Genomic DNA, 21,379 nt, shown 5'->3' on the forward strand with positions numbered 1-21,379 from the left:
GCCCCGTTTGATTACCGTTGATTATAAGGTCTGTCCCCGCTATGATCAAGTATAGGACGTATAGAAGAAAGGGTGACGACCTGTGACGACATCTACATACGAAAAGACTTTGGCCGATTTCCGCGCTCTGGACCGGAAAATCCGGAACTACCATGAAGCCCAGGCTGTTCTCGCCTGGGATTTGCGCACCGGCGCCCCCCGCAAAGGAATGGACGCCCGCTCCGAGGTGCTCGGCCAGCTGGCCGGCGAAGCGTTCAAGCTCTCCACCTCCGCCGAGATGGGAGAGCTGCTGCAGGCTCTCGAGCAGAAGGAGGCGCAGGGCGGCCTGGGCGGGATCGACCTCAAGCTGGTCCAGGAAGTCCGGCGCCAGTACGACCGCAGCGTCAGGATTCCGGCCAAGCTGTACGAGGAAGCCGTCGTCCTGATCTCGCAGTCGGAATCCGCCTGGGAGGTCGCCCGCGGCAACAACGACTTCGCTTCGTTCGAGCCGTTCCTGGACAAGGTGATCGGCTATACGAACCAGTTCATCGATCTATGGGGGCCGAAGGCCACCCGGTATGATACGCTGATCGACGATTACGAGCCGGACATGACGGTCGCCGAGCTGGACTCGATCTTCAGCTCGCTGCGCGACGAGCTCGTCCCGCTGTCTTCGGCCATCGCGGACTCGGCGCACAAGCCTTCCCGCGAGTTCCTGAACCAGCTGTTCGACAAAGGCGCACAGAAGGACTTCAGCCTGTTCATGCTCGGCCAGATGGGCTACGACTTCGAAGCCGGACGTCTGGACGAAACCGCGCATCCGTTCGCTACGGGAATCAATCTCGGCGACGTGCGGATCACGACCCGCTATCTGGCCGATGACGTGACAAGCGCTTTGTTCGGCACGATCCATGAGGGCGGCCATGCGCTGTATGAGCAGAACGTCTCTCCGGAGCTCGCCGGAACATCCCTGTGCGGCGGAACGTCGATGGGCATCCACGAGTCGCAGTCGCGCTTCTGGGAGAACACGATCGGCCGCAGCCGCCCGTTCTGGCACCGTTATTTCGGCGACCTCCAGAGCCGCTTCCCCGGCCAGCTCAACATCAGCCCGGAGGAATTCTACCGTTCGCAGAACACCGTCCAGCCTTCGCTCATCCGCATCGAGGCCGACGAGCTGACCTACAACCTGCATATCATCATCCGCTACGAGATCGAGAAGATGATCTTCAACGAAGGAGCGAAGGCATCCGACCTCCCGGCGATCTGGAACGACAAGTACCGGGAATACCTCGGCATCACGCCGCCGAACGACGCGCAGGGCGTCATGCAGGACGTGCACTGGAGCGCCGGGCTGTTCGGCTACTTCCCTTCCTATTCCCTCGGCAACATGTACGCGGCGCAGATGGCCGACACGATGGAAGCCCAGCTTCCGAAGCTGTGGGAGCTGGTCGCGCGCGGCGAGCTGGCGCCGATCAAATCCTGGCTGACAGACCGCGTCCACAAATACGGCAAGCTCAAGACGCCGAAGGAAATCATTCTCGGAGCGACGGGCAAGCCGCTGGACCCGAGCTATCTTGTGAAGTATCTGCGGGCCAAATACACGGACATCTACAAGCTGTAAAGATCGAGCTGCGCCGAGCCGCAGCGGCTCCAAGGCAAGTATGCCTTGCCGGCTTCAAGCTCCGGCGCGCTTGGCCCTTAGAGCTTGAACCAAGCCGAACCCAAACCTGAACCAAGCCGGACCCAAACCTGAACCAAGCCGGATCCAAGCCGAACCAAGCCTGACCCAAACCTGAACCAAGCCTCTCCTTCAGCCGTTCACATGGCGGAGGAGGGGTTTTTTTGCCATGCCCTATCGTTGCTGGATCTGGACCGCGGTCTTGGCAGATGCCGCTCCGCCTGCCGTCGAACGCCTGCCGTCTCCCGCGATTCACCACCTGGCCGCCGCAAGCATAGGCTGTAGCACACAAAGGTCCACATGGGAGGAAACATCCATATGAAAAAACAAGCTATCGGAGGCCTGCTGCTGGCTGCTTCGCTGCTTCTGACGGCATCGCTGTCCGGCTGCGGAAGCAAGAGCGGCGGTCCGGTGAAGATCCGCATCGGCGAAGTGACGCGCTCGCTCTTCTACGCTCCGGAATATGTCGCCTTGTCCAAAGGGTTTTTCAAGGACGAAGGGCTTGAAGTCGAGCTGCAGACGACCGCGGGCGGCGACAAGACGATGACCGCCTTGCTGTCCGGCGCGATCGACGTCGCTCTCGTCGGCTCCGAAACGTCCATCTATGTCTATCAGCAAGGCTCCGACGATCCCGTCATCAACTTTGCCCAGGTGACACAGACAGACGGAACGTTCCTCATGTCCCGCACGGGTGCCGCCTTCGACTGGAGCGGCCTCAAGGGATCGACCTTCCTCGGCCAGCGCAAGGGCGGCATGCCGCAGATGGCGGGCGAATTCACCCTCAAGAAAAAAGGCATCGATCCGCAAAAAGACCTCAAGCTGATCCAGAACATCGACTTTGCCAACATTACCGCGGCCTATGCTTCCGGAACCGGCGACTATGTGCAGCTGTTCGAGCCGCAGGCTTCGATGATGGAGAAGGAGGGCAAGGGCAAGGTCGTCGCATCGTTCGGCGTAGAGGGAGGCCATCTGCCTTATACCGTCTTCATGAGCAAGCAGAGCTACATCAAGAAAAACGAGGCTGCGGTGCAGAAGTTCACGAATGCGGTCCAGAAGGCGCAAACCTGGGTCAAGGATCACAGCGCCCAGGAAATCGCCGATGCCGTCGGCTCTTACTTCCCGAGCACGGACAAAGCGATCATCGTAAGCTCCATCGACCGCTACAAGCAGCAAGGATCCTATGCGGATAATCCTGTCATCGACAAAGAAGAATGGAACAACCTGCTCGACGTCATGACATCCGCCGGAGAGCTCAAGGAGCGTCCCGATCACGACAAGCTGGTGGACAATTCATTTGCTCAAAAGGCCGGCAAGTAGCTGTCCGGCGTTGAACGGCAGGCCGGCGGACACGTCCGGCCTGCATGCTGCGTTTCGGGGCGACGCTTGGAAAGGAGGACAAGGACATGGACGACAAATCACCGATGCTGGAGCTGCGGGGAGTTTCGCATGTCTATGTCGGCAGGAAAGGGGCTTCCCTGGCTGTCGACCGGATGGAGCTGGCTGTCAGGCACGGAGAATTCATCAGCCTGGTCGGTCCGAGCGGCTGCGGCAAGACGACCGTTCTCAGCCTTCTAGCGGGCTTGTTTCCGCCGGCAGCGGGCCAGGTGCTGCTCGGCGGCAAGCCGGTGACGGAGCCGTCCGCCAAGGTCGGCTACATGCTTCAGCAGGACTGCCTCCTGCCATGGCGCAGTATCCGGGACAATGCCGGGCTCGGCCTGGACATCGCAGGCAGGCGCTCGGCGGCGGAACGGAATCGGGTCGAAATGCTGCTCGAGGAAGTCGGCCTGGCCGGAACGGGGGGCAAATATCCGGGAGAGCTGTCCGGCGGCATGAGGCAGCGGGTGGCGCTGGCGAGGACGCTGGCGCCGGAGCCCGATGTGCTGCTGCTCGACGAGCCGTTCTCGGCTCTGGATATGCATATCAAGATGCAGCTTGAGGATCTTGTGCAGACGACGCTGCGCAAGCTGGGCAAGACAGCGGTGCTCGTCACCCATGATTTGGCCGAGGCGGCGGCGATGAGCGACCGGGTGATCGTGCTCGGCCGGAATCCGGGCCGGATCCGCAAGGAAATCGCTGTGCCGGAAGCCATCAGGAAGCTGGCGCCGACGGAGGCGCGCAAGCATCCTTCCTTTCAGGCGCTGTTCGATGCGCTGTGGGAAGATTTGAACGCCGGAGAAAGAGAAGGTGGGTCCCATGAGTGACGATAAAGCCTGCCAGCCGGCAGGCGGAGACAACAAGGCGGCTTCTGCGGGAGACAATGGCGGACCGCTTGCCGGAGAGGATCGGGCAGGATGGCTGCAGGCGCTCCATGCCGCCTACCGCCGCCGCGAGCGGGGCATCGGAGCGGCGGTACTGTCGGTGCAGCTGCTTCTGCTGGCTGCATTCCTCCTCCTGTGGGAAGCGGCAGGCCGCTTGAGATGGATCGATCCGCTCCTGTTCAGCTACCCGACCAAAATCGCCGCCCAGCTGGCTTCATCGAGCGCGGACGGCACGCTGTGGCCGCATGTCGGCGTCACTGTGGCGGAGACGGCGGCGGGATTCGTCCTCGGGACGCTGATCGGGACAGCGCTTGCCGCGCTGTTATGGTGGTTCCCGTTCGTATCGAAAGTATTCGATCCCTATCTGGTCGTCTTCAACAGTCTTCCGAAGGTCGCTCTCGGGCCGATCTTCATCGTGGCCATGGGCCAGGGCTTCCTGTCGATCCTGTCGGTGACGCTGTCGATGACGGTCATCGTGACGACGATCGGCATCTACAACCGGTTTCGGGATATCGAGCCCGGCCTTGTCAAGGTCGTGCGCCTGCTCGGAGGGACGCGGCTGCAGCTTTTCCGGCTCGTCATCCTGCCGGCATCGTTCCCGGTCATCATCTCGACGCTGAAGGTCAATGTCGGCCTGGCGTGGGTCGGCGTCATCGTCGGCGAGTTCCTGGTCGCCAAGGAAGGGCTGGGCTACCTGATCATCTATGGCTTCCAGGTGTTCAACTTCACGCTCGTCCTATCGACGCTCGTCGTGATCGCGGCTGCGGCGACCTTGATGTACCAGGGCGTGGCGCTGCTGGAGAAGAAGCTCATATCCGGCGGGAGAGAGCCTTCGTAAGGTGGACCCGGAGCAGCGGTGAAACGGGGCGGAGCAGTACGGAGCGGAGCAGCGGTGAAATATTCGGAGCGGAGCAGCGGTGAAATGCGGAGAGGTAGAGCATGGAGCCGCCTTCCGAGGACGGAGCGCGCAGGGGGAGATTGCCGGCCGGCTGCCGCATCGACAGCCAGCAGCCGGACGAGAGAAGAAGCTGCGGGTCCGGGCTGCGCTGCCGCAATTGACGCGCGGGGCAGGAAGGTCTAGGATGATACGACAGGCATGGCGCTTCGGCGGCATCCGGGCGGAAGCCCGGCTGGCCGAAGCGCTTTTTTTCATGGGAACGGGAGGGCGGGCGGACTTGCCGCATGCCGATGCGAGGCAAGCGGCAGTGCGGCCGTCCTCCTGCTCCGCATCCCGCGTGGGCAAGCGCGGGCGGTGATGCCCGCAATCGCCGCGCCCAAGCCGCAGAAGAAGGCTTGCGCGCCAAACGGAATCGGAAAGGCAGGGAGAAAAGGTCGTGAAAGGAATCGGGCTTAGAGTGGCGAAAACGGCTGCTGCCGTCGCGGCCGCCATCTGGACGGCCCAGCTGCTGGACCTGACGCAGCCGCTGTTCGCCGGGGTGCTCGCCATACTCGGAGTCGAGACGACCCGGCGCAAAGGCTTCCGCAGCCTGTTCGAAAGGCTGACCGCAGGCGTGATCGCGCTGCTGGTTTCCTCGGTTCTGTTCGAGCTGATCGGATACCGGATCTGGACGGCGGCGATCTATGTCCTGCTCGTGTTCCCCTTGCTGTCGAGGCTCCGCCTTCGGGACGGCATCGTGCCGGGCAGCGTGCTTGTCTTCCACGTATATGGCGCCGGGGAGGTTACGGCCGGCCTGCTGCTGAACGAATTGCTGCTGCTGCTCGTCGGTCTCGGATGGTCGGCTCTGTTCAACCATGTCTACATGCCCGGAGAGACGAAGCGGCTGCAGCAGCTTCGGACCTCCGCAGAGAGGAAGTTCGGGGAAATATTCGCCGAAATGGCGGCTGTCCTGCGCGATCCCGGCCGTGTCTGGAGCGGCTCGCAGCTGCTGGAGCTGGAGGCGGACGTCGCCGAGGGAGAGCGGAGGTCGCAGCGGGAGCAGCATAACCGGCCCTGGGAGCCGGACTTTTATTGGACCGTTTATTTTGCGATGCGCCGGAGGCAGCTGGAGAGCCTCGCCTCGATGCTGCAGCTTCTATCGTATGTATACGGGCGACTGCCGCAAGGCGAGCTGCTGGCCGATCTGCTCGAGAAGATCGAAGGCGACATCTCGTCGGATTATTACGAGGACCGGACCCGGCTCGCGCTGGCCGAGCTGCGGCGCAACTACCGGACGATGGAGCTGCCCCGGACACGGGACGAATTCGAAGCCCGCTCGGCATTGCTTCAGCTGTGCCTGGAGCTTGAACGCTTTCTGGATACGGCAAGCCGGCACAAAAAGCGCCGCACTGCCGGCGGCAGCCCCGTCAGCGGGACGTCCAGGGAATAATTTGCCGCGCAGTGTCATCTTCTCCATGCCTGCCCCATACAATGAATCAGGGAAAATTCGTTGCGGCGCCCGGAAAAGAAGGAGTCACCCTAGACGAATGTCCTGCATACACTTGTAAGGAATGATTGTATGGAGGAGGTTAAGAAATGACGATTGCAGATAAACAGCTTCAGACTAGAGAAATCATCACGAAAGCTGTCTGCGGTAAAGGTCGCAAGTTCTCGACGGTATCGCATACCGTCACGCCCCCTCACCGCCCCACCAGCATACTGGGCGCTTGGGTCATCAACCACCAGTATGAAGCGGTTCGGTCGGGGGACGGCATTGAGGTCGTCGGATCTTACGACATCAACATCTGGTATTCGTACAACAAGAACTCTCAAACCGACGTAGCGAAGGAAACGGTCTCTTATGTCGAAAACATCCCGCTCTCCTACGTGGACCCGAAGCACCGGGCAGCCACGGAGGAAGTTTCGGCTGAATCGACGCAGGAGCCCAACTGCATCGAAGCGAACATCTCTTCGAACGGCTCTTCCGTAGTCGTGCGGGTCGAACGCGAATTCGCGGTCGAGATGATTGCCGAGACCAAAGTATGCGTGGCGGTCGTTCCGGGCGGCTGCGACGACTTTGACGGCAAAGACGGCAAATATGGTTTTGACGACGGGGACAGCGGATTCGACGACCTGGATCCCGATCTTCTCGACGACGAGCTGTAAAAGCCGGGCCTCAAGGTTCTTACTGCAGGGTATGCAGGCATACGAAGGAATTCGAGGGCGAAAGCCCTCTTTTTTTGTAGGCCAAGGGCATAATTTCTTCTCGCTTCATGGTTGCAGGGCGAATTGCAGCGTCAAGGCTACATGAGGCTGCGGCAAATGACTGGGGGAGGCGATGCCATGGCTGGCAGGATGTGGCTATGGTGCGACGGCCAGGAAGACGATGCCGCCGCGTTGTCCATGCGTCTTGGCATTCCTTTATGCCAAGACGGCGAAGCCGGACCGAGCCGGCAGGATGCCGTATTTGTCTGGGGAAGCTCGCGGCTTCCGGAGCGTTGGAGCGCCCTCTTGCGCGGCGAGGCGCCGGGAGCCGTCGAAGCGGCCGATGCGGCCTGCCTGCCATGGCTGCTCAATGCCAATGCCGCCCGCGTGGCGGCGATGGGGCCGGAGCGGCTGCAAAGGGAATTGGAGGCGTCGGGCCTGCATGCGGGAGGAGCTGCCGAGACCGGCAGGCTGTACCGGGTTGCGGTCGGAGAGGGAGAGCCTCTGCTTGCCCATCGGATCCGCTCCGAATTCTGGCGCAAGGGGATGCTCTCCGGAAGCCAGGCAGGCGGCATGGAGGAAGGCGGCGGCTTGCCGCCGTCGGGGCCGGCGGACAGCGGCGGTCTGCCGGGCTCTGTGCCCGGCAGCCATGCTGCCGCCAGTGCCGGTCCCGCAGGCCTATGGCGGTATGCCGAAGATCCGGCCATGCGGCGTTCCGTGCGCGCGGCGCTGAGAGCGGCGTACGAGCTCGGGCTTGATGCCGCCGAGGTGCTGGTCCGCGCGGCAGACGGCGGCCGTGCGTCCATCGCCGGCATCCGTCTGCCCGGCTGCCGCCGCTTTTTGATTGCCGGCGCAGGAAAGCTTGCGGAGGCGGATGCCGTGCCGGAAGCGGCGGCGGGCTTGTGGAGCCCCATCCGCAGCCGAATCCAAGGCTTGCTGGACGCTGCGGCGCGGCCGGACGGACCGGGCATCCGGATCGGAGCCGATCCGGAGTTCGTCATCATGAGGCCGGACGGAAGGATCCACTCGGCCTCCCATCTCGGAGGCTTGAGCAGCGCCGTCGGCAGCGACGTGCTGCTGACCGGGCGGCAGATCAGGCAGCCGGTCGGAGAGCTTCGGCCGGAGCCCTCGGCGACGGCGCAAGGTCTGGCCGAGAACATCCGCCTCCTGCTGCTGCGGGCTTCGAGGCGGGGAGCGTCGAAGCCCGGCATGCGCCTGCTCGCAGGAGCGATGCCGCTGCCCGGCCTACCGCTGGGAGGCCATGTCCATCTCAGCGGGCTCCCGCTGACCTCGCGCCTGCTCCGCGTGCTGGACAGCTATGCCGCCTTTCCGATGGCTCTGGCGGAAGATCCGCGCGGCCGGGCCCGCCGGCCGCGGTACGGCACGCTCGGAGACAGCAGGGCGCAGCCGCATGGAGGGTTCGAATACCGCACGCTGCCGAGCTGGCTCGTCTCGCCGGCCGCCGCGCGCTACGCTCTGGCCGTCAGCATGCTGGCGGCGGAGGACGGCTGCCGCCTTGATTTTTTGCCTTCCATGGACGGGCGGTATGTGAGGGCGTATTACGAGGGAGACAAGGAGACTCTCCGGGAATGCCTTTCGGGACTTCGGACGGCGCTGGAGAAGGTTCCCTCGTACCCCATGCATCAGGCCTGGCTGGAGCCGTTCCTGGATGCCGCCGGCAGCGGAGCGAGCTGGGACGAGAGCAGAGACCTCCGTATCCGTTGGGGAATCCCCGTCCCCGAACACTCCGCGCCGACATGAGAGTGGCGATGGTTGAAGTCCAGCAGCTATCGGCATTTTCCAGATGACAGTGGGTGGGGATATGAAGCGGTGTGAAATCAAGAAAGGTTCCTGGACCGGACCGAGCTTAAGGCTCGGCTTGAAGCGCGGGAGGAGCATATCCGCCCCCTTATTATGGAAGTTGTCTGGAATTCTTACGGGCCATGGAGGAAGAGCAGGCATCCTCGTTGTCCTGGATGACGGCCGAAGCGCGCCAGCGCCCGGCCTTTTCCGGCGTTCTCCTTTTGTACGGCAATTCTTGAACTGCTATAATGAGAGATGATTGTGTTCATAAGGCCGCTGCGGCGGGAAGAGAAAATACTGGAGTTTGACCGGGAGGGCCCAATGGCTGCACTTACGCCGATGATGGAGCAGTACATGTCCATCAAGCAGGAAGCGAAAGACGCTTTCCTATTTTTCCGTCTTGGAGATTTCTACGAGCTGTTCTTCGACGATGCCGTTCTGGCTTCGAGGGAACTGGAAATAACGCTGACCGGCCGCGCAGGCGGCGGCGAGGAACGGATACCGATGTGCGGGGTGCCGTATCATTCGGCAGAGGGATACATAGCTCGCCTGATCGAAAAGGGCTACAAGGTCGCCATCTGCGAGCAGGTGGAGGATCCGGCCGCGGCAAAGGGCGTCGTGCGCAGGGAGATCGTGCGCGTCGTGACGCCGGGAACGGTCATGGAGACCAAATCGCTGGCCGACAAAACCAACAACTACATCGTGTCCGTCGCTCAGGAGGGCGGCCAGTTCGCTCTGGCAGCCTGCGACTTGACGACGGGAGAGCTGTACGCCACCTCGTTCACGGGCGGGCTCGAGCTGCTCCAGGACGAGATCAACGTCTACGTGCCGGCCGAAATCGTCGGGGACGCTGCCGTGCTGGACAGCCTGAAGCAGAAGCTGTCGGCAGGCGCGAAACCGGTTCTGTACACCGCTCGCGAGCCTATGGATGCACCGCAGCTGGCGGCGCTGTTTCCGGACGGAGCGCTTGACGGGCTTGCTTCTTCGAGGCTTCGGGCCGTCTCCGCTCTCGCCGGCTATCTGGTGGAAACCCAGAAGAGGTCGCTCGGCCACGTCCGCAGCATCCGAAGTTACGAGCCGAACCAGTATCTGATTCTGGATCCGTTCACCCGACGCAACCTGGAGCTGACCGAGACGGTGCAGGGACGCAGCCGCAAGGGGTCGCTGCTCTGGCTGCTCGACCGGACGAAAACCTCGATGGGCGGCAGGCTGCTGCGCCGCTGGATCGACAAGCCGCTGCTGTCGGCGGCTGCGGTCGAGGAGCGGCTGGAGGCGGTGGAGGCGCTGCACGGAAATCTCATCCTGCGCGAGGATCTGCGCGGCGAGCTGGATGGAATCTATGATCTGGAGAGGCTTGTCGGACGGGTCGCCTACGGCACGGCGGGCGGCCGCGATCTGGCGGCTCTGAGGGCATCCCTGGAGCGCGTGCCGGCGGTGCTGGAGCTGCTTGCCGCCTCTCCGTCGGATACGCTGCGGCAGCTCGCGGGCGGCGTGGACGAATGCGCCGACCTCAGAGAGATGATCGACACCGTCCTCGTGGACGAGCCTCCGGTGTCCGTGCGCGAGGGCGGACTGATCCGCGCCGGGTACGACGCCTATCTCGACCAGCTGCGCGAAGCCAGCACGGGGGGCAAGAGGTGGCTGGCCGAGCTGGAGCGCAGAGAGCGCGAGGCGACGGGCGTCAAGACGCTGAAAATCGGCTACAACAAAGTGTTCGGCTACTTCCTTGAGGTGTCCAAGGCGAATATATCCGCGCTGCCGGAAGGGCGGTACGAGAGGAAGCAGACGCTGGCGAATGCCGAGCGCTACGTCACGCCGGAGCTCAAGGAGAAGGAGAGGCTCATTCTCGAGGCCGAGGAGAAAATGACGGATCTCGAGTACAGCCTCTTCCTGCAGCTCCGCGACGCCGTGTCGGCTCAGCTGCACCGGCTGCAGCGGCTCGCGGAAACGATCGCCTGCGCCGATGTGCTGCAGTCGCTCGCCGCGGTCAGCGCCGAGCGCCGCTACGTCCGGCCCGCAGTATCGGACGGGTACGACCTGCTCATCGAAGGCGGCCGCCATCCCGTCGTGGAAGCGGTCATGGAGGACGTCAGCTTCATGGCCAACGGAGCCGACCTGTCGCAGGGCGGCGCCCGAGTCCTGCTCATCACGGGACCGAACATGGCCGGCAAAAGCACCTACATGCGCCAGACGGCTCTGATCTGCGTCATGGCCCAGATCGGCTGCTTCGTGCCGGCCCGCTCGGCCAGGCTGCCTCTGGTCGACCGGATCTTCACCCGCATCGGAGCGGCCGACGACCTCGTCGGCGGCCAGAGCACGTTCATGGTGGAGATGCGCGACATCCAGCAGATGACCGACAAGGCGACGGAGCGCAGCCTCGTCATCATCGACGAGCTGGGACGGGGCACCTCGACCGCGGAAGGAATGTCGATCGCGCAGGCCGTCATCGAGTACCTGCACGACCGGACGGGCTGCAAGGCGCTCGTGTCAACGCATTTCCACGAGCTGTCCCATCTGGAAGAGTCATTGGAGCATCTGAGCAACGCCTCCATGGCGGTCAAGGAAAGCGGCGGCGACGTCACCTTCCTGCGCCGGCTCGTGCCCGGAGCGGCCAGCACCAGCTACGGCATCTACTGCGCCCGTCTCGCCGGACTGCCCGAGAGCATCATCGGACGCGCCTACGAGCTTCTCGAGTCGGCGGAGAGCCATTATTCGCCGGTTCCGGCGAAGAAGGGCGATCCGGGCGAGGGGAACAGGGCGGCTCCAGACCGGCAAGCCGGTGCGATGCCGGCTCCGCAGGGCCCGGCCGGAGCGGCTGGAGCTGAGATGCGGCATCCTGAAGGGGCGGATAAGGCGGAGCGAGCCTTGGAAGGCGCCGCAGCCTACCGGGCCGAAGCGGCTGCCGGCGCCGCCGCTGCGGATCCGGTCCAGCTGTCGATCTTCGGCGAGGAGGCTGCGCATCCGGATGCGCCGTCCAAGCGCAAGGCCGGCAAGCACGAGGATGCGGCCGATGCCTTTGCAGACAGCCTTCGCAAGCTGGACCTGCTGAACATGACTCCGCTTCAGGCGATCCAATGGCTGAGCGACATGAAAGCCAAGCTGGGCTAAGAACAGCAGCATAGGAAAGGAGACCGGGCATGGGCAGAATTCAAGTGATGGACGAGCATTTGGCGAACCAGATCGCCGCTGGCGAAGTCGTCGAGCGGCCCGCGTCGGTCGTGAAGGAGCTGGTGGAGAACGCCGTCGATGCCGGAGCAACCTCCATCGACATCACGATCGAAGAGGGAGGACTCAGCCTGATCCGCGTCCAGGACGACGGCGGCGGCATCGAAGCGGAGGACATGGAGACGGCGTTCCAGCGGCATGCCACGAGCAAGCTGCTGGACAGCCGGGATCTGTTCCGCATCGCGAGCCTCGGCTTCCGCGGCGAGGCGCTGCCGAGCATCGCGGCTGTCGCCAGGGTCGACTGCACGTCGGCGGGAAGCGACAGCGGACTCGGCCGGCGCATCGTGATGGAAGGCGGGCGGATGACCGCCGACGAGCATGCCGGAGCCGCTCAAGGCACCGACATGCTCGTGCGCGATCTGTTTTTCAACACGCCCGCCAGGCTCAAGTACATGAAGAGCATCCAGACGGAGCTTGGACATATATCGGACTATATTTACCGCATCGCGCTCGCGCATCCCGGGATCGCCTTCTCGCTGACCCACAACGGCGGCAATCTGCTGCGGACGCTCGGCAACGGGGATCGGCTGCAGGTAATCGCGGCGGTCTACGGCACCGCTACGGCCAAGGCGATGCTGCCGCTGCGGGGAACGCATCCCGACTACGAGCTTAACGGCTACATCTCCAAGCCGGAGATGACGAGGGCGAGCCGGAGCGCAATCACGACCGTCGTCAACGGACGCTACATCCGCAGCTTCACCGTGCAGCAGGCTCTCCTGGCCTCCTACCATACGCTGCTGCCGATCAACCGGTTCCCGATCGCCGTCCTGGAGATTGGGATGCATCCCGGTCTCGTCGACGTCAACGTGCATCCTTCCAAGATGGAGGTGCGCTTCAGCAAGGAGCCGGAGCTGAAGGCGTTCCTGGAGGAGACGGTCAAGGAAGCGCTCGGCGGCAGGCGGCATATTCCGGGCCCGGAGTCCGGCCGCTCCGAGCGTTCCGGCCCGTTGTACCGCCAGGAGCAGCTGCGCTTCCATCAGCCGGAGCCGGATGCGGGACGCTCCGCCGGCGGCGCTGCGGCGGAACCGCCGCTTGGCCTGGCTTCCGCGGCGCGCGAGGCAGCCGCGGGCTCGGCGCCTGCGGCATGGCCCGCACAGGCCCGCCCTGCCGGCAGCGGGCGCCAGGGCCTGTCTCCGGGCAGCGCGGCGGCGGGGCCTTGGCGCCCGGCGGCGGCCGCCTCGGGCGGCCCCGCCGTTCCGCCTGACGCCGCTCGGCGGCTGTACGCGCCTGCCGCCGGCATGGCGGCAGACCGCGCCGGAGCCGTGCGGGAACAGGCAGGCGGAGCTTATGCCGCCGTTCCCGCTCCCGAAGGCGGAACCAATGCCGCCGTTCCCGCTCCTGCAGGCGTCGTTCCCGCTCCCGCAGGCGACGAGCCCGCTGGCCTTGCAGGCGGAGCTTCCGTCCCCGAGCCGGCGGTCAGCGGCATGGCTCCGTACTCTCAAGCCGGCTCTGCCGAACCCGGAGGTCCGGACGGTCCGTCCGAATCCTTCCCTGCAGCGGCGGGCAGCCTCTCCGATGCCCCCGATGGCGGAACGGGCTTCCCGGAGCTCGGCTGGGTCGGCCAGATGCACGGCACCTATCTGATCGCGCAAAACGAGGAAGGCATGTACATGATCGACCAGCATGCCGCCCATGAGCGGATCAATTACGAATACTACTACCGCAAGTTCGGCGAGCCGGGCAGCGAGAGCCAGGTCCTGCTCGTTCCCTTCACGCTCGAATATACAAGCGCCGACGCCCAGCAACTGGCCGGGAGGCTGGAGCTGCTGGCGGAAGCAGGCGTCGAGATGGAGCCCTTCGGGCCCCAATCGTTCCTCGTCCGCTCCCATCCTCATTGGTTCCCCAAGGGCGAGGAGCAGCAGCTCGTCGAGGAGATGGCGGAGTGGGTGCTGCGCGAGAAGCGGGCGGTGGACATCGCCAAGCTTAGGGAGGAAGCGGCCATCATGTGCTCCTGCAAAGCTTCCATCAAGGCGAACGACCGGCTCAGCCGCGAGGAAGGCGAAGCCCTTCTAGCCAGGCTGGCCGCCTGCGCTCAGCCCTATACTTGTCCGCACGGCAGGCCCATTCTGGTTCATATTTCCAACTATCAGCTAGAGAAAATGTTCAAACGGGTGATGTCATGATCGTCACGACGACGGATCAGCCGAGCGGAGCCATGCTTGACGATGCCGCCCGCCTTGCGGAGGAGCTGGGCGCGCGGCTCGTCAGCCGCAGAGGACGCACGCTCGGCCAATTGACGGCCCATTACGGCGACAAGGAGCTGCTGGTCGCCACGAGCATGCAGCTCCGTTTTTACGGCGGCCCCGATGAGCCGCCCTTTTATTTCCATCCCAGCATGGCCTACGTCCGCGTAAAGCGGCTGCGCAAGGGAGAGCCCGATCCGCTGGTGGAGCTGGCCGGCTGCCGTCCGGGAGACAGCGTCCTGGACTGCACGGCCGGACTTGCCGGCGATTCCATCGTGTTCTCCTACGCGGCCGGACCGGAAGGAAGCGTGACGGCGCTGGAGAGCGAGCCGGTGCTGCATGCCGTTGTCCGTGAGGGGCTTCAGCGTTATGAGACGCCTCTCGAGGACGTGAATGAAGCTTTCCGGCGCATCAGGCCGGTGCTCGCCGGCCATGCCGACTATTTGAAGTCGCTGCCGGACGACAGCTTCGACATCGTCTACTTCGATCCCATGTTCCGCGATCCGGTTCAGGAATCGAGCTCGATCGAGCCTCTGCGCGGCTTGGCGAACCACGGCGCGCTTGCGGCGGAGACCGTCCGCGAAGCTGTGCGGGTAGCGAGAAGAACGGTGCTGCTCAAGGAAAAAAACAACAGCCCGGAGTTTCAGCGGCTCGGCTTCGAGCGCTGTCCGAGGAAAAAGACATCCGCTGTCGGATACGGAGTGATTCGAATTGACTAAACAGCCGCTTCTGGTTCTGGTCGGGCCGACGGCGGTCGGCAAGACGAAGCTGAGCCTGGAGCTTGCCAAGGCATGGAACGCGGAAATCATCTCGGGAGACTCCATGCAGGTATACCGGGGAATGGACATCGGCACGGCCAAGATTCCCAGCGATGAGATGGAGGGGATTCCCCATCATCTCATCGATGTCAGGAATCCGGACGAGCCGTACTCGGCTGCCGATTTCCAGGAAGCCTGCGGCCGCCTCATTCCGGAGATCGCAGCCCGCGGCAAGCTTCCCTTCATTGTCGGCGGCACCGGGCTCTACATCGAGTCGGTCTGCTACGGATACCAGTTCTCCGAGGCGGGATCGGACGAAGCCTTCCGGGCGGAGCTCCAGAGGCTCGCGGAAGCCGACGGCGTCGATGCCCTGCACGCCAGGCTGGCGGCCGCCGATCCCGAGTCCGCGGCCAAGCTGCATCCCAACGATGTGCGGAGAGTCATCCGCGCGCTTGAAATTTTCCATGTGACGGGGGAAACGATGAGCAGCCAGCTCGCCGGACAGAAAAAAGAGTCTCCCTACGAATTAGTTGTTCTGGGACTGCAAATGGACCGTGCGGAGCTGTACGGGAGAATCGAGGAGAGAATCGATCTCATGATGGAGGCCGGGCTGCCGGAGGAGGTCGCCCGCTTGCTGGAGCAAGGCGTGCCGGAGAACGCCGTGGCCATGCAGGGGCTGGGATACAAGGAGCTTGTTCCTTGGCTGAAAGGCGGGACGACGAAGGAGGAAGCCGTCCAGCTGCTCAAGCGGGATACGAGAAGATTCGCCAAGCGCCAGCTGAGCTGGTTCCGGCATATGAAGGACATTCATTGGATCGACGCCGGGGAAAATTTTCACAACAATTTGGAGCTTATCCATGCTATACTAGCAGGAAAGTTTGCAGTCGATCTTGAATATACCACTAACCAATCCTTTTTGACGGGGGTAACTTCCAATGAACAAATCCATTAATATTCAAGATACGTTCCTGAACCAGCTCCGCAAGGACAGCATCCCGGTCACGGTTTACCTCACCAACGGTTTCCAGATCCGCGGTGTCATCCGCGCCTTCGATAATTTCACGATCATCATCGATTCCGACGGACGCCAGCAAATGGTGTACAAGCATGCGATCTCGACGTTCACGCCTCAGCGCAACGTATCGCTCATGCAGCCGCAGGACAGCTCTTCGGAATCCTAGGACAGGCCTTGCCGCCGCGAGCGGTGAAACCTTTCCTGCAGCAGCTTCGTTAAGGAAATATCGGTCCGAAGAACAACCCGCTCTCCGGCAGGGTTGTTCTTCTGTTTCCAGGGTATACCTATATCGGGACAGAAGAGACCGACCGGAAGGAGAACGAGAGACATGCCAGACCAGAGAAAAAAAGGGGATCATCCGGCGCAGCCGGCAACCAAGAAGGGCAAGAGGAAAAAAGGCCGGATCAGCCGCAAGCGGAAATGGTTCTACGGCCTGTTCTTCGCGGGAGCTCTCGCCGTCGTAGCCGGCATTGTCGGCTACCTGCTGGTCATCCTCAACGGCGAGCGGATCCTCGCCGCCAACAAGGATGTGCTCAGCCTGACGGAGGCTTCCGTCGTCTATGATTCCAGCAACAACAAGATCGCGAGCCTGGCCAGCGTCAATCGGCAGAACGCCGAGTTCTCGGAGCTTCCCCAGAAGCTTCGCGAGGCGTTCATCGCGACGGAAGACAAGCGCTTCGAGGAGCATTCCGGCATCGACATGCTCGGCATCGGGCGCGCGCTCGTCAAGGACGTCATCGCGCGGAGCGCGAAGGAAGGCGCGAGCACGATCACGCAGCAGCTGGCGCGCAACCTGTTCCTGAACCAGGACAAGACGTTTTTCCGCAAAGCGACGGAGGCTTCGATTGCCGTTGCCCTGGAAAACCAGATGACCAAGGACGAGATCCTTACGATGTACCTGAACCGGATCTACTTCGGCAACGGCATCTATGGCGTGAAGCTCGCCGCCAAATATTACTTCAACAGCAGCCTTGAAGACCTCAAGCTGTGGCAGATGGCTACTCTTGCCGCCATTCCGAAGGCGCCAAGCTATTATAATCCCAAGGATGACATCGAGCGCTCGACGCAGCGCCGGGCCGTCGTCCTCAGCTTGATGAACGACCAGGGCTACATTACGCAAGAGGAAGAGGACCAAGCCAAGGCGGTCGTCTACAAGCCGCCGGGCGAGTTCAACTCCGGCAGCGACCGCAACAAATTCCTGACCTATGTCGATTATGCGGTCAAGGAAGCGATGCAGGTCATGGATATGTCCGAGGATGAGATCCGCTTGGGCGGATACAAGATCTACACGTCGCTGAACGCGACGGCCCAGCAGACGATCGAGGACGAGTTCGACGACGACAGCAACTTCGAGAAAAGTCCGGACGAGCAGAAGCAGCAGGCGGCCATGGTCATCATGGACCATAGCGACGGCTCGATCAAGGCGATGATCGGCGGCCGGGATTATGTGCGCAAGGGGCTCAACCGCGTCACGGTTCCGCGGCAGCCGGGCTCTTCCTTCAAGCCGGTCACCGTATACGGCCCGGCGCTGGAGACAGGCGACTACACGCCGGGATCGATTCTGCGGGACGACAAGAAATGCTACGGCAGCTATTGTCCTTCCGATTCCAACAAAAACAAGTATATCGGTCCTGTCAGCATGAGCCAGTCCATCATGGAGTCGCGCAACGCCTCCGCCGTATGGCTGCTCAACGAAATTGGAGTCGGCAAGGGCGTAAGCTTCTCCGGCAAGCTCGGCATGCCGCTGGACAAGGACGACCGCAATCTGGCGATCGCGCTGGGAGGCCTGTCTCATGGCGTAACCCCGCTGCAGATGGCGACAGCGTACAGCGCATTCGCCAATGACGGCAAGTCGGTGGACGCCCATACGATCGTCAAGATCGTCGACCACTCCCAGGAGACGAGATACCAGTATGCCGCAGCGAAGCCCAAGCAGCTCATGAAGGAGCAGACGGCGGCTTACATGACGGAGCTCCTGCAGGGCGTCGTCGGTCCGGGCGGCACGGGCCGGGGTGCGGCCATCGACCGGCCGCTGGCAGGCAAGACCGGTACGACGCAGCATGGCATCAGCGGCCTGAAGTCCAGCTACAACCGCGACGCCTGGTTCGTCGGCTATACGCCGGAATGGACCGCCGCGGTATGGATGGGTTATGACAAGACCGACAAGGAGCATCTGCTCAAGAAGAGCAGCTCCGCAGCCGCGGCGCTGTTCTCGAAGGTCATGACCAAGGCGATGAAGGACGTGCCGAAAGGCTCGTTTGGTAAAGCCCCTTCGGAGCCGACTCCGACGCCGCCGGCAGCGGATGCGCCGGAACAGGTCAAAAATCTGACGGGCTCCTACGATCCGAACCAGATGCTCGTGTCGCTGCGCTGGACTCCTGTGGAAGGAGATGGGATCAGCTACAGGATCTACCGCAAGGATTCCTCCCAGGCGGAGTTCAGCCGCGCGCTTGATTCCGCCGCGGCGGGAAGCGCCGATGACATGAGCGTGGCGCCCGGCATGTCGTACGAATATTACGTAACGGCCTATAACAGCGAATCCGGCTTGGAAGGACCCCCTTCGGCCCGGATCGCGATTGAAGTTCCTGCGGTCGAGATCAGCCCTTCGCCGACTCCATCCGATGACGGCTGGAATGACGGGAGCGGGGAAGGGAACGAAGGCGGCAACAACGGAAACGGCAACGGAAACGGCAACGGCAACGGAAATGGGAACGGAAATAACGGCAACGGAAACGGCAATGGCAACGGAAACGGCAACGGCAATGGCAACGGAAACGGCAACGGCAATGGCAACGGCCAAGGAGGCGGACAGCAGGGAGGGGAGCCGACTTCCCAGCCGACCCCGACGCCGACTTCGACTCCGGCCGATGCCGGAGGGACGGGCAGCGGCGACGGAGCGGCCGGCACTTCATCCGCCGGCGATGCAGCCGCACTCCCTTCGGTTCCGGCTGAATCGACCGGACCTTAGTCCAAGCGGGCATCGGAGCTGCGGTAAAGTTGGCTCCGATGCCCGTTCCATTGAGATCAGAGCCGCCTTCCACGAGGGCTCCGGAGTATGTTCCCTATGACGTCAGAGCCTCGTTCCATGCTGGCTCCGATGCACGTTCCGCCTGAACCCGCATTCGGCAACAATAACCTTCACGGAAAAGGAAGTCATGACAACCATGAAAAAGAACCTCAAAGCCCTGTCCGTCCTTCTGCTCGGCACCGCTATTCTTGCGGCTGGCTGCGGAGCGAAGTCTGCGGGCAACGAATCCTCTGGCGCAGGAACCAATACGCCGGCAAGCAACGCTTCGGGGAATGCCGGCGGATCGGCCGCCAAAAGCTGGAGCAAAAAGCCCGACATGGCGATCGACACCTCCAAAACCTATCAGGCGGTCGTCACCACGACGGATGGCGAATTCACGATCGACCTATTCGCGAAGGATGCGCCTGAAACGGTCAACAGCTTCGTCTTTCTGGCCCGGCAGAATTTTTTTGACGGCATCGTCTTCCACCGGATCATTCAGGACTTCATGATCCAGACGGGCGATCCGACGGGCACGGGGGCAGGCGGACCGGGCTATACGATACCGGATGAGCTGGACAACGGCCATGCCTACAAAAAGGGCGTCGTGGCGATGGCCAATACGGGACAAGCCGACACGGGAGGCAGCCAGTTCTTCATCGGCACGGGTCCAAGCGTCGAGGGCTTGAGCCAGCTCCCGAACTACACGATTTTCGGAGAGATTTCGGGCGGAATGGATATCGTGGACAAGATCGCCGCGACTCCCGTCGAGGGCAATGCCCAAGGCGAGTCCAGCAAGCCGACTCGAACGGTGAGCATCCAAAGCGTCGAAATCAAGGAAAGCTGATTCCCGTTGTCTGAGGTTCCGCCGATTATGTGAACATGATGTGAATTTCCCTCATATGCTGTACTGGCAGAGGAGGGATCTCATATGGGCAAGCATGGCGCGGCGGGTATGGGAAGATGGCTGAGGATCTACGCCTGGGCGGTGCTGGCGGCAGGGGCGGTTTTGTGCGGAGGCTTCCTCTATCCGTTCAACGACGGGAATATGGCGCTCATGGCAGGCGTCGGCTGCCTCATAGCCGCGCCAGTCGTCTATATCGCGTCCTTCATGTTTCCGCTGGCGGACGAGTACATCGGCAGCGATTCCGGCGAAGGCGGGGAGCGTTTCGGCAGGCGACGGTAATATTTCGCAAATATAAGGACATTCAATGAACAACATTTTACGGAAATCGCACAAAAATAAGACGGATTCGTTAACGGGGGCGCCGAAAGGCGTCCTTTTTGCTATGCTGTATCACGAGAGAGGAAATGTTCTGTCAAGAGCATACTCGGTTAATGGGTAATAGCAGTATGGAGATGGCCAAAAGGAGATGAAACGATGAAAAATTCACACAAGTGGCTATGGGGGCTCGGGATTGCCCTCGCCATAGCTGCTGTGGCCATCGTGGTGGTATGGTCCGGCAGCCTCATGGTGCTGGATCCGAAAGGTCCGGTCGCGGAGATTCAGAAAAACCTGATCTGGATTTCCGTCATTTTGTGCGCGGTCATTATCGTGCCTGTGCTCGGCATTTTTGCGTTCATTATCGTACGCTACCGCGATAAGCCGGACAACAAGGCGCCATACGAGCCGAACTGGTCTCACAGCACGAAGCTGGAGGCGATCTGGTGGGGGATCCCGATCGTCATCGTCGTGCTGCTGGGGTACTTCACGGTCCGCGACACGTACAAGCTGGTCAAGCCGCCGGCCGAAACCGCCCATGTGGCGCCGGTGACGATCCAGGTGACGTCGATGGACTGGAAATGGCTGTTCCAGTATCCGGATCAGGACATCGCCACGATCAACTACATCAACATTCCGGAGAACACTCCGATCCAGTTCGTTCTTACGTCCAGCGCGGCGATGAACTCCTTCTGGATTCCGCAGCTCGGCGGCCAGACGTACGCGATGCCGGGCATGGCGATGAGGATGTGGCTGCAGGCGGATGAAACGGGCGAGTACTTCGGCTCCGGAGCCAACTTCACCGGCACCGACTTCGCCAAGATGAACTTCACCGTGAAGTCGATGTCCCAGGACGACTTCAACGACTGGGTCGGCAAGTCTCAGCAGGAGACGGCGAAGCTGGACAACGCCGCCTACAACAAGCTTTCGGTCAAGGGAACGGCGGACATTCAGACCTTCGGCTCCATGGACCCGAACCTGTTCAACTCGATCGTCATCAAGAACGGCGGGCATCACCATCCGGCCAACGGCCTGGATATCCGCGGCGCCTATCCGGTGAAGGACGGCAACAACGAAAGCTCCGGCTCCGAGCCGGATGCAGCAAATCAGACATCGGGCCTATCGCAGCCCGAAATGAACCACTAGGCGGCCAAGGGGAGGAAATTCAT

17 protein-coding genes are annotated in these 21,379 nt (G+C 62.4%); all 17 read left to right on the plus strand.

Annotated elements, in window-relative coordinates; genetic code table 11:
- The first annotated feature begins 82 nt into the window (after positions 1 to 82).
- The 17 genes from CIC07_RS11485 to qoxA all read left to right on the plus strand — a co-directional run bounded on the left by CIC07_RS11485 (position 83) and on the right by qoxA (position 21,356).
- Positions 83 to 1,600, plus strand: a complete 1,518-nt coding sequence (locus CIC07_RS11485; RefSeq protein WP_076356182.1) for a carboxypeptidase M32 — start codon at positions 83 to 85, stop codon at positions 1,598 to 1,600.
- A 375-nt stretch (positions 1,601 to 1,975) separates the two neighbouring features.
- Complete coding sequence (locus CIC07_RS11490; RefSeq protein ID WP_076356180.1) at positions 1,976 to 2,974, plus strand: ABC transporter substrate-binding protein; 999 nt, start codon at positions 1,976 to 1,978, stop codon at positions 2,972 to 2,974.
- Positions 2,975 to 3,060: 86 nt separating this feature from the next.
- On the plus strand, positions 3,061 to 3,858 hold the full coding sequence (locus CIC07_RS11495; protein ID WP_076356178.1) for an ABC transporter ATP-binding protein: 798 nt from the start codon (positions 3,061 to 3,063) through the stop codon (positions 3,856 to 3,858).
- Positions 3,851 to 4,753 carry an ABC transporter permease gene (locus CIC07_RS11500; protein WP_083688002.1) on the plus strand — a complete coding sequence of 301 codons (903 nt, stop codon included), beginning with the start codon at positions 3,851 to 3,853 and terminating at the stop codon, positions 4,751 to 4,753. Before CIC07_RS11495 ends, CIC07_RS11500 begins: the two co-directional genes overlap by 8 nt.
- Before the next feature lie 244 nt (positions 4,754 to 4,997).
- Positions 4,998 to 5,171, plus strand: coding sequence for a hypothetical protein (locus CIC07_RS11505; RefSeq protein ID WP_157741899.1), 174 nt, complete (start codon positions 4,998 to 5,000; stop codon positions 5,169 to 5,171).
- Between the two features lie 78 nt (positions 5,172 to 5,249).
- Positions 5,250 to 6,242, plus strand: coding sequence for an aromatic acid exporter family protein (locus CIC07_RS11510; protein ID WP_083688001.1), 993 nt, complete (start codon positions 5,250 to 5,252; stop codon positions 6,240 to 6,242).
- Between the two features lie 146 nt (positions 6,243 to 6,388).
- Positions 6,389 to 6,958, plus strand: a complete 570-nt coding sequence (locus tag CIC07_RS11515) for an outer spore coat protein CotE (RefSeq protein WP_021882315.1) — start codon at positions 6,389 to 6,391, stop codon at positions 6,956 to 6,958.
- A gap of 177 nt (positions 6,959 to 7,135) precedes the next feature.
- Positions 7,136 to 8,758 (plus strand): putative amidoligase domain-containing protein, encoded by a 1,623-nt coding sequence (locus CIC07_RS11520; protein ID WP_076356176.1) that lies wholly within the window; start codon positions 7,136 to 7,138, stop codon positions 8,756 to 8,758.
- 363 nt (positions 8,759 to 9,121) lie between these two features.
- On the plus strand, positions 9,122 to 11,908 hold the full coding sequence (gene mutS / locus CIC07_RS11525; RefSeq protein ID WP_076356174.1) for a DNA mismatch repair protein MutS: 2,787 nt from the start codon (positions 9,122 to 9,124) through the stop codon (positions 11,906 to 11,908).
- A 29-nt stretch (positions 11,909 to 11,937) separates the two neighbouring features.
- Positions 11,938 to 14,148 carry a DNA mismatch repair endonuclease MutL gene (gene mutL, locus CIC07_RS11530; RefSeq protein WP_094248021.1) on the plus strand — a complete coding sequence of 737 codons (2,211 nt, stop codon included), beginning with the start codon at positions 11,938 to 11,940 and terminating at the stop codon, positions 14,146 to 14,148.
- Positions 14,145 to 14,927: a class I SAM-dependent methyltransferase gene (locus CIC07_RS11535; protein ID WP_076356170.1), complete on the plus strand. Its 783-nt coding sequence runs from the start codon at positions 14,145 to 14,147 to the stop codon at positions 14,925 to 14,927. Before mutL ends, CIC07_RS11535 begins: the two co-directional genes overlap by 4 nt.
- Entirely contained in the window at positions 14,920 to 15,918 is a 999-nt protein-coding gene (gene miaA / locus CIC07_RS11540; protein ID WP_076356168.1) for a tRNA (adenosine(37)-N6)-dimethylallyltransferase MiaA, read from the plus strand. Before CIC07_RS11535 ends, miaA begins: the two co-directional genes overlap by 8 nt.
- Complete coding sequence (gene hfq, locus CIC07_RS11545) at positions 15,902 to 16,147, plus strand: RNA chaperone Hfq (RefSeq protein ID WP_021879853.1); 246 nt, start codon at positions 15,902 to 15,904, stop codon at positions 16,145 to 16,147. Before miaA ends, hfq begins: the two co-directional genes overlap by 17 nt.
- A gap of 162 nt (positions 16,148 to 16,309) precedes the next feature.
- Positions 16,310 to 18,949: a transglycosylase domain-containing protein gene (locus CIC07_RS11550; protein WP_076356166.1), complete on the plus strand. Its 2,640-nt coding sequence runs from the start codon at positions 16,310 to 16,312 to the stop codon at positions 18,947 to 18,949.
- A gap of 196 nt (positions 18,950 to 19,145) precedes the next feature.
- Positions 19,146 to 19,835: a peptidylprolyl isomerase gene (locus tag CIC07_RS11555; RefSeq protein WP_083687999.1), complete on the plus strand. Its 690-nt coding sequence runs from the start codon at positions 19,146 to 19,148 to the stop codon at positions 19,833 to 19,835.
- A gap of 84 nt (positions 19,836 to 19,919) precedes the next feature.
- Positions 19,920 to 20,174 (plus strand): hypothetical protein, encoded by a 255-nt coding sequence (locus CIC07_RS11560; RefSeq protein WP_076356162.1) that lies wholly within the window; start codon positions 19,920 to 19,922, stop codon positions 20,172 to 20,174.
- Between the two features lie 195 nt (positions 20,175 to 20,369).
- On the plus strand, positions 20,370 to 21,356 hold the full coding sequence (gene qoxA, locus CIC07_RS11565) for a cytochrome aa3 quinol oxidase subunit II (protein ID WP_076356160.1): 987 nt from the start codon (positions 20,370 to 20,372) through the stop codon (positions 21,354 to 21,356).
- Positions 21,357 to 21,379: the final 23 nt, after the last annotated feature.

The organism is Paenibacillus sp. RUD330, from assembly GCF_002243345.2.
Taxonomy (GTDB): domain Bacteria; phylum Bacillota; class Bacilli; order Paenibacillales; family Paenibacillaceae; genus Paenibacillus_O.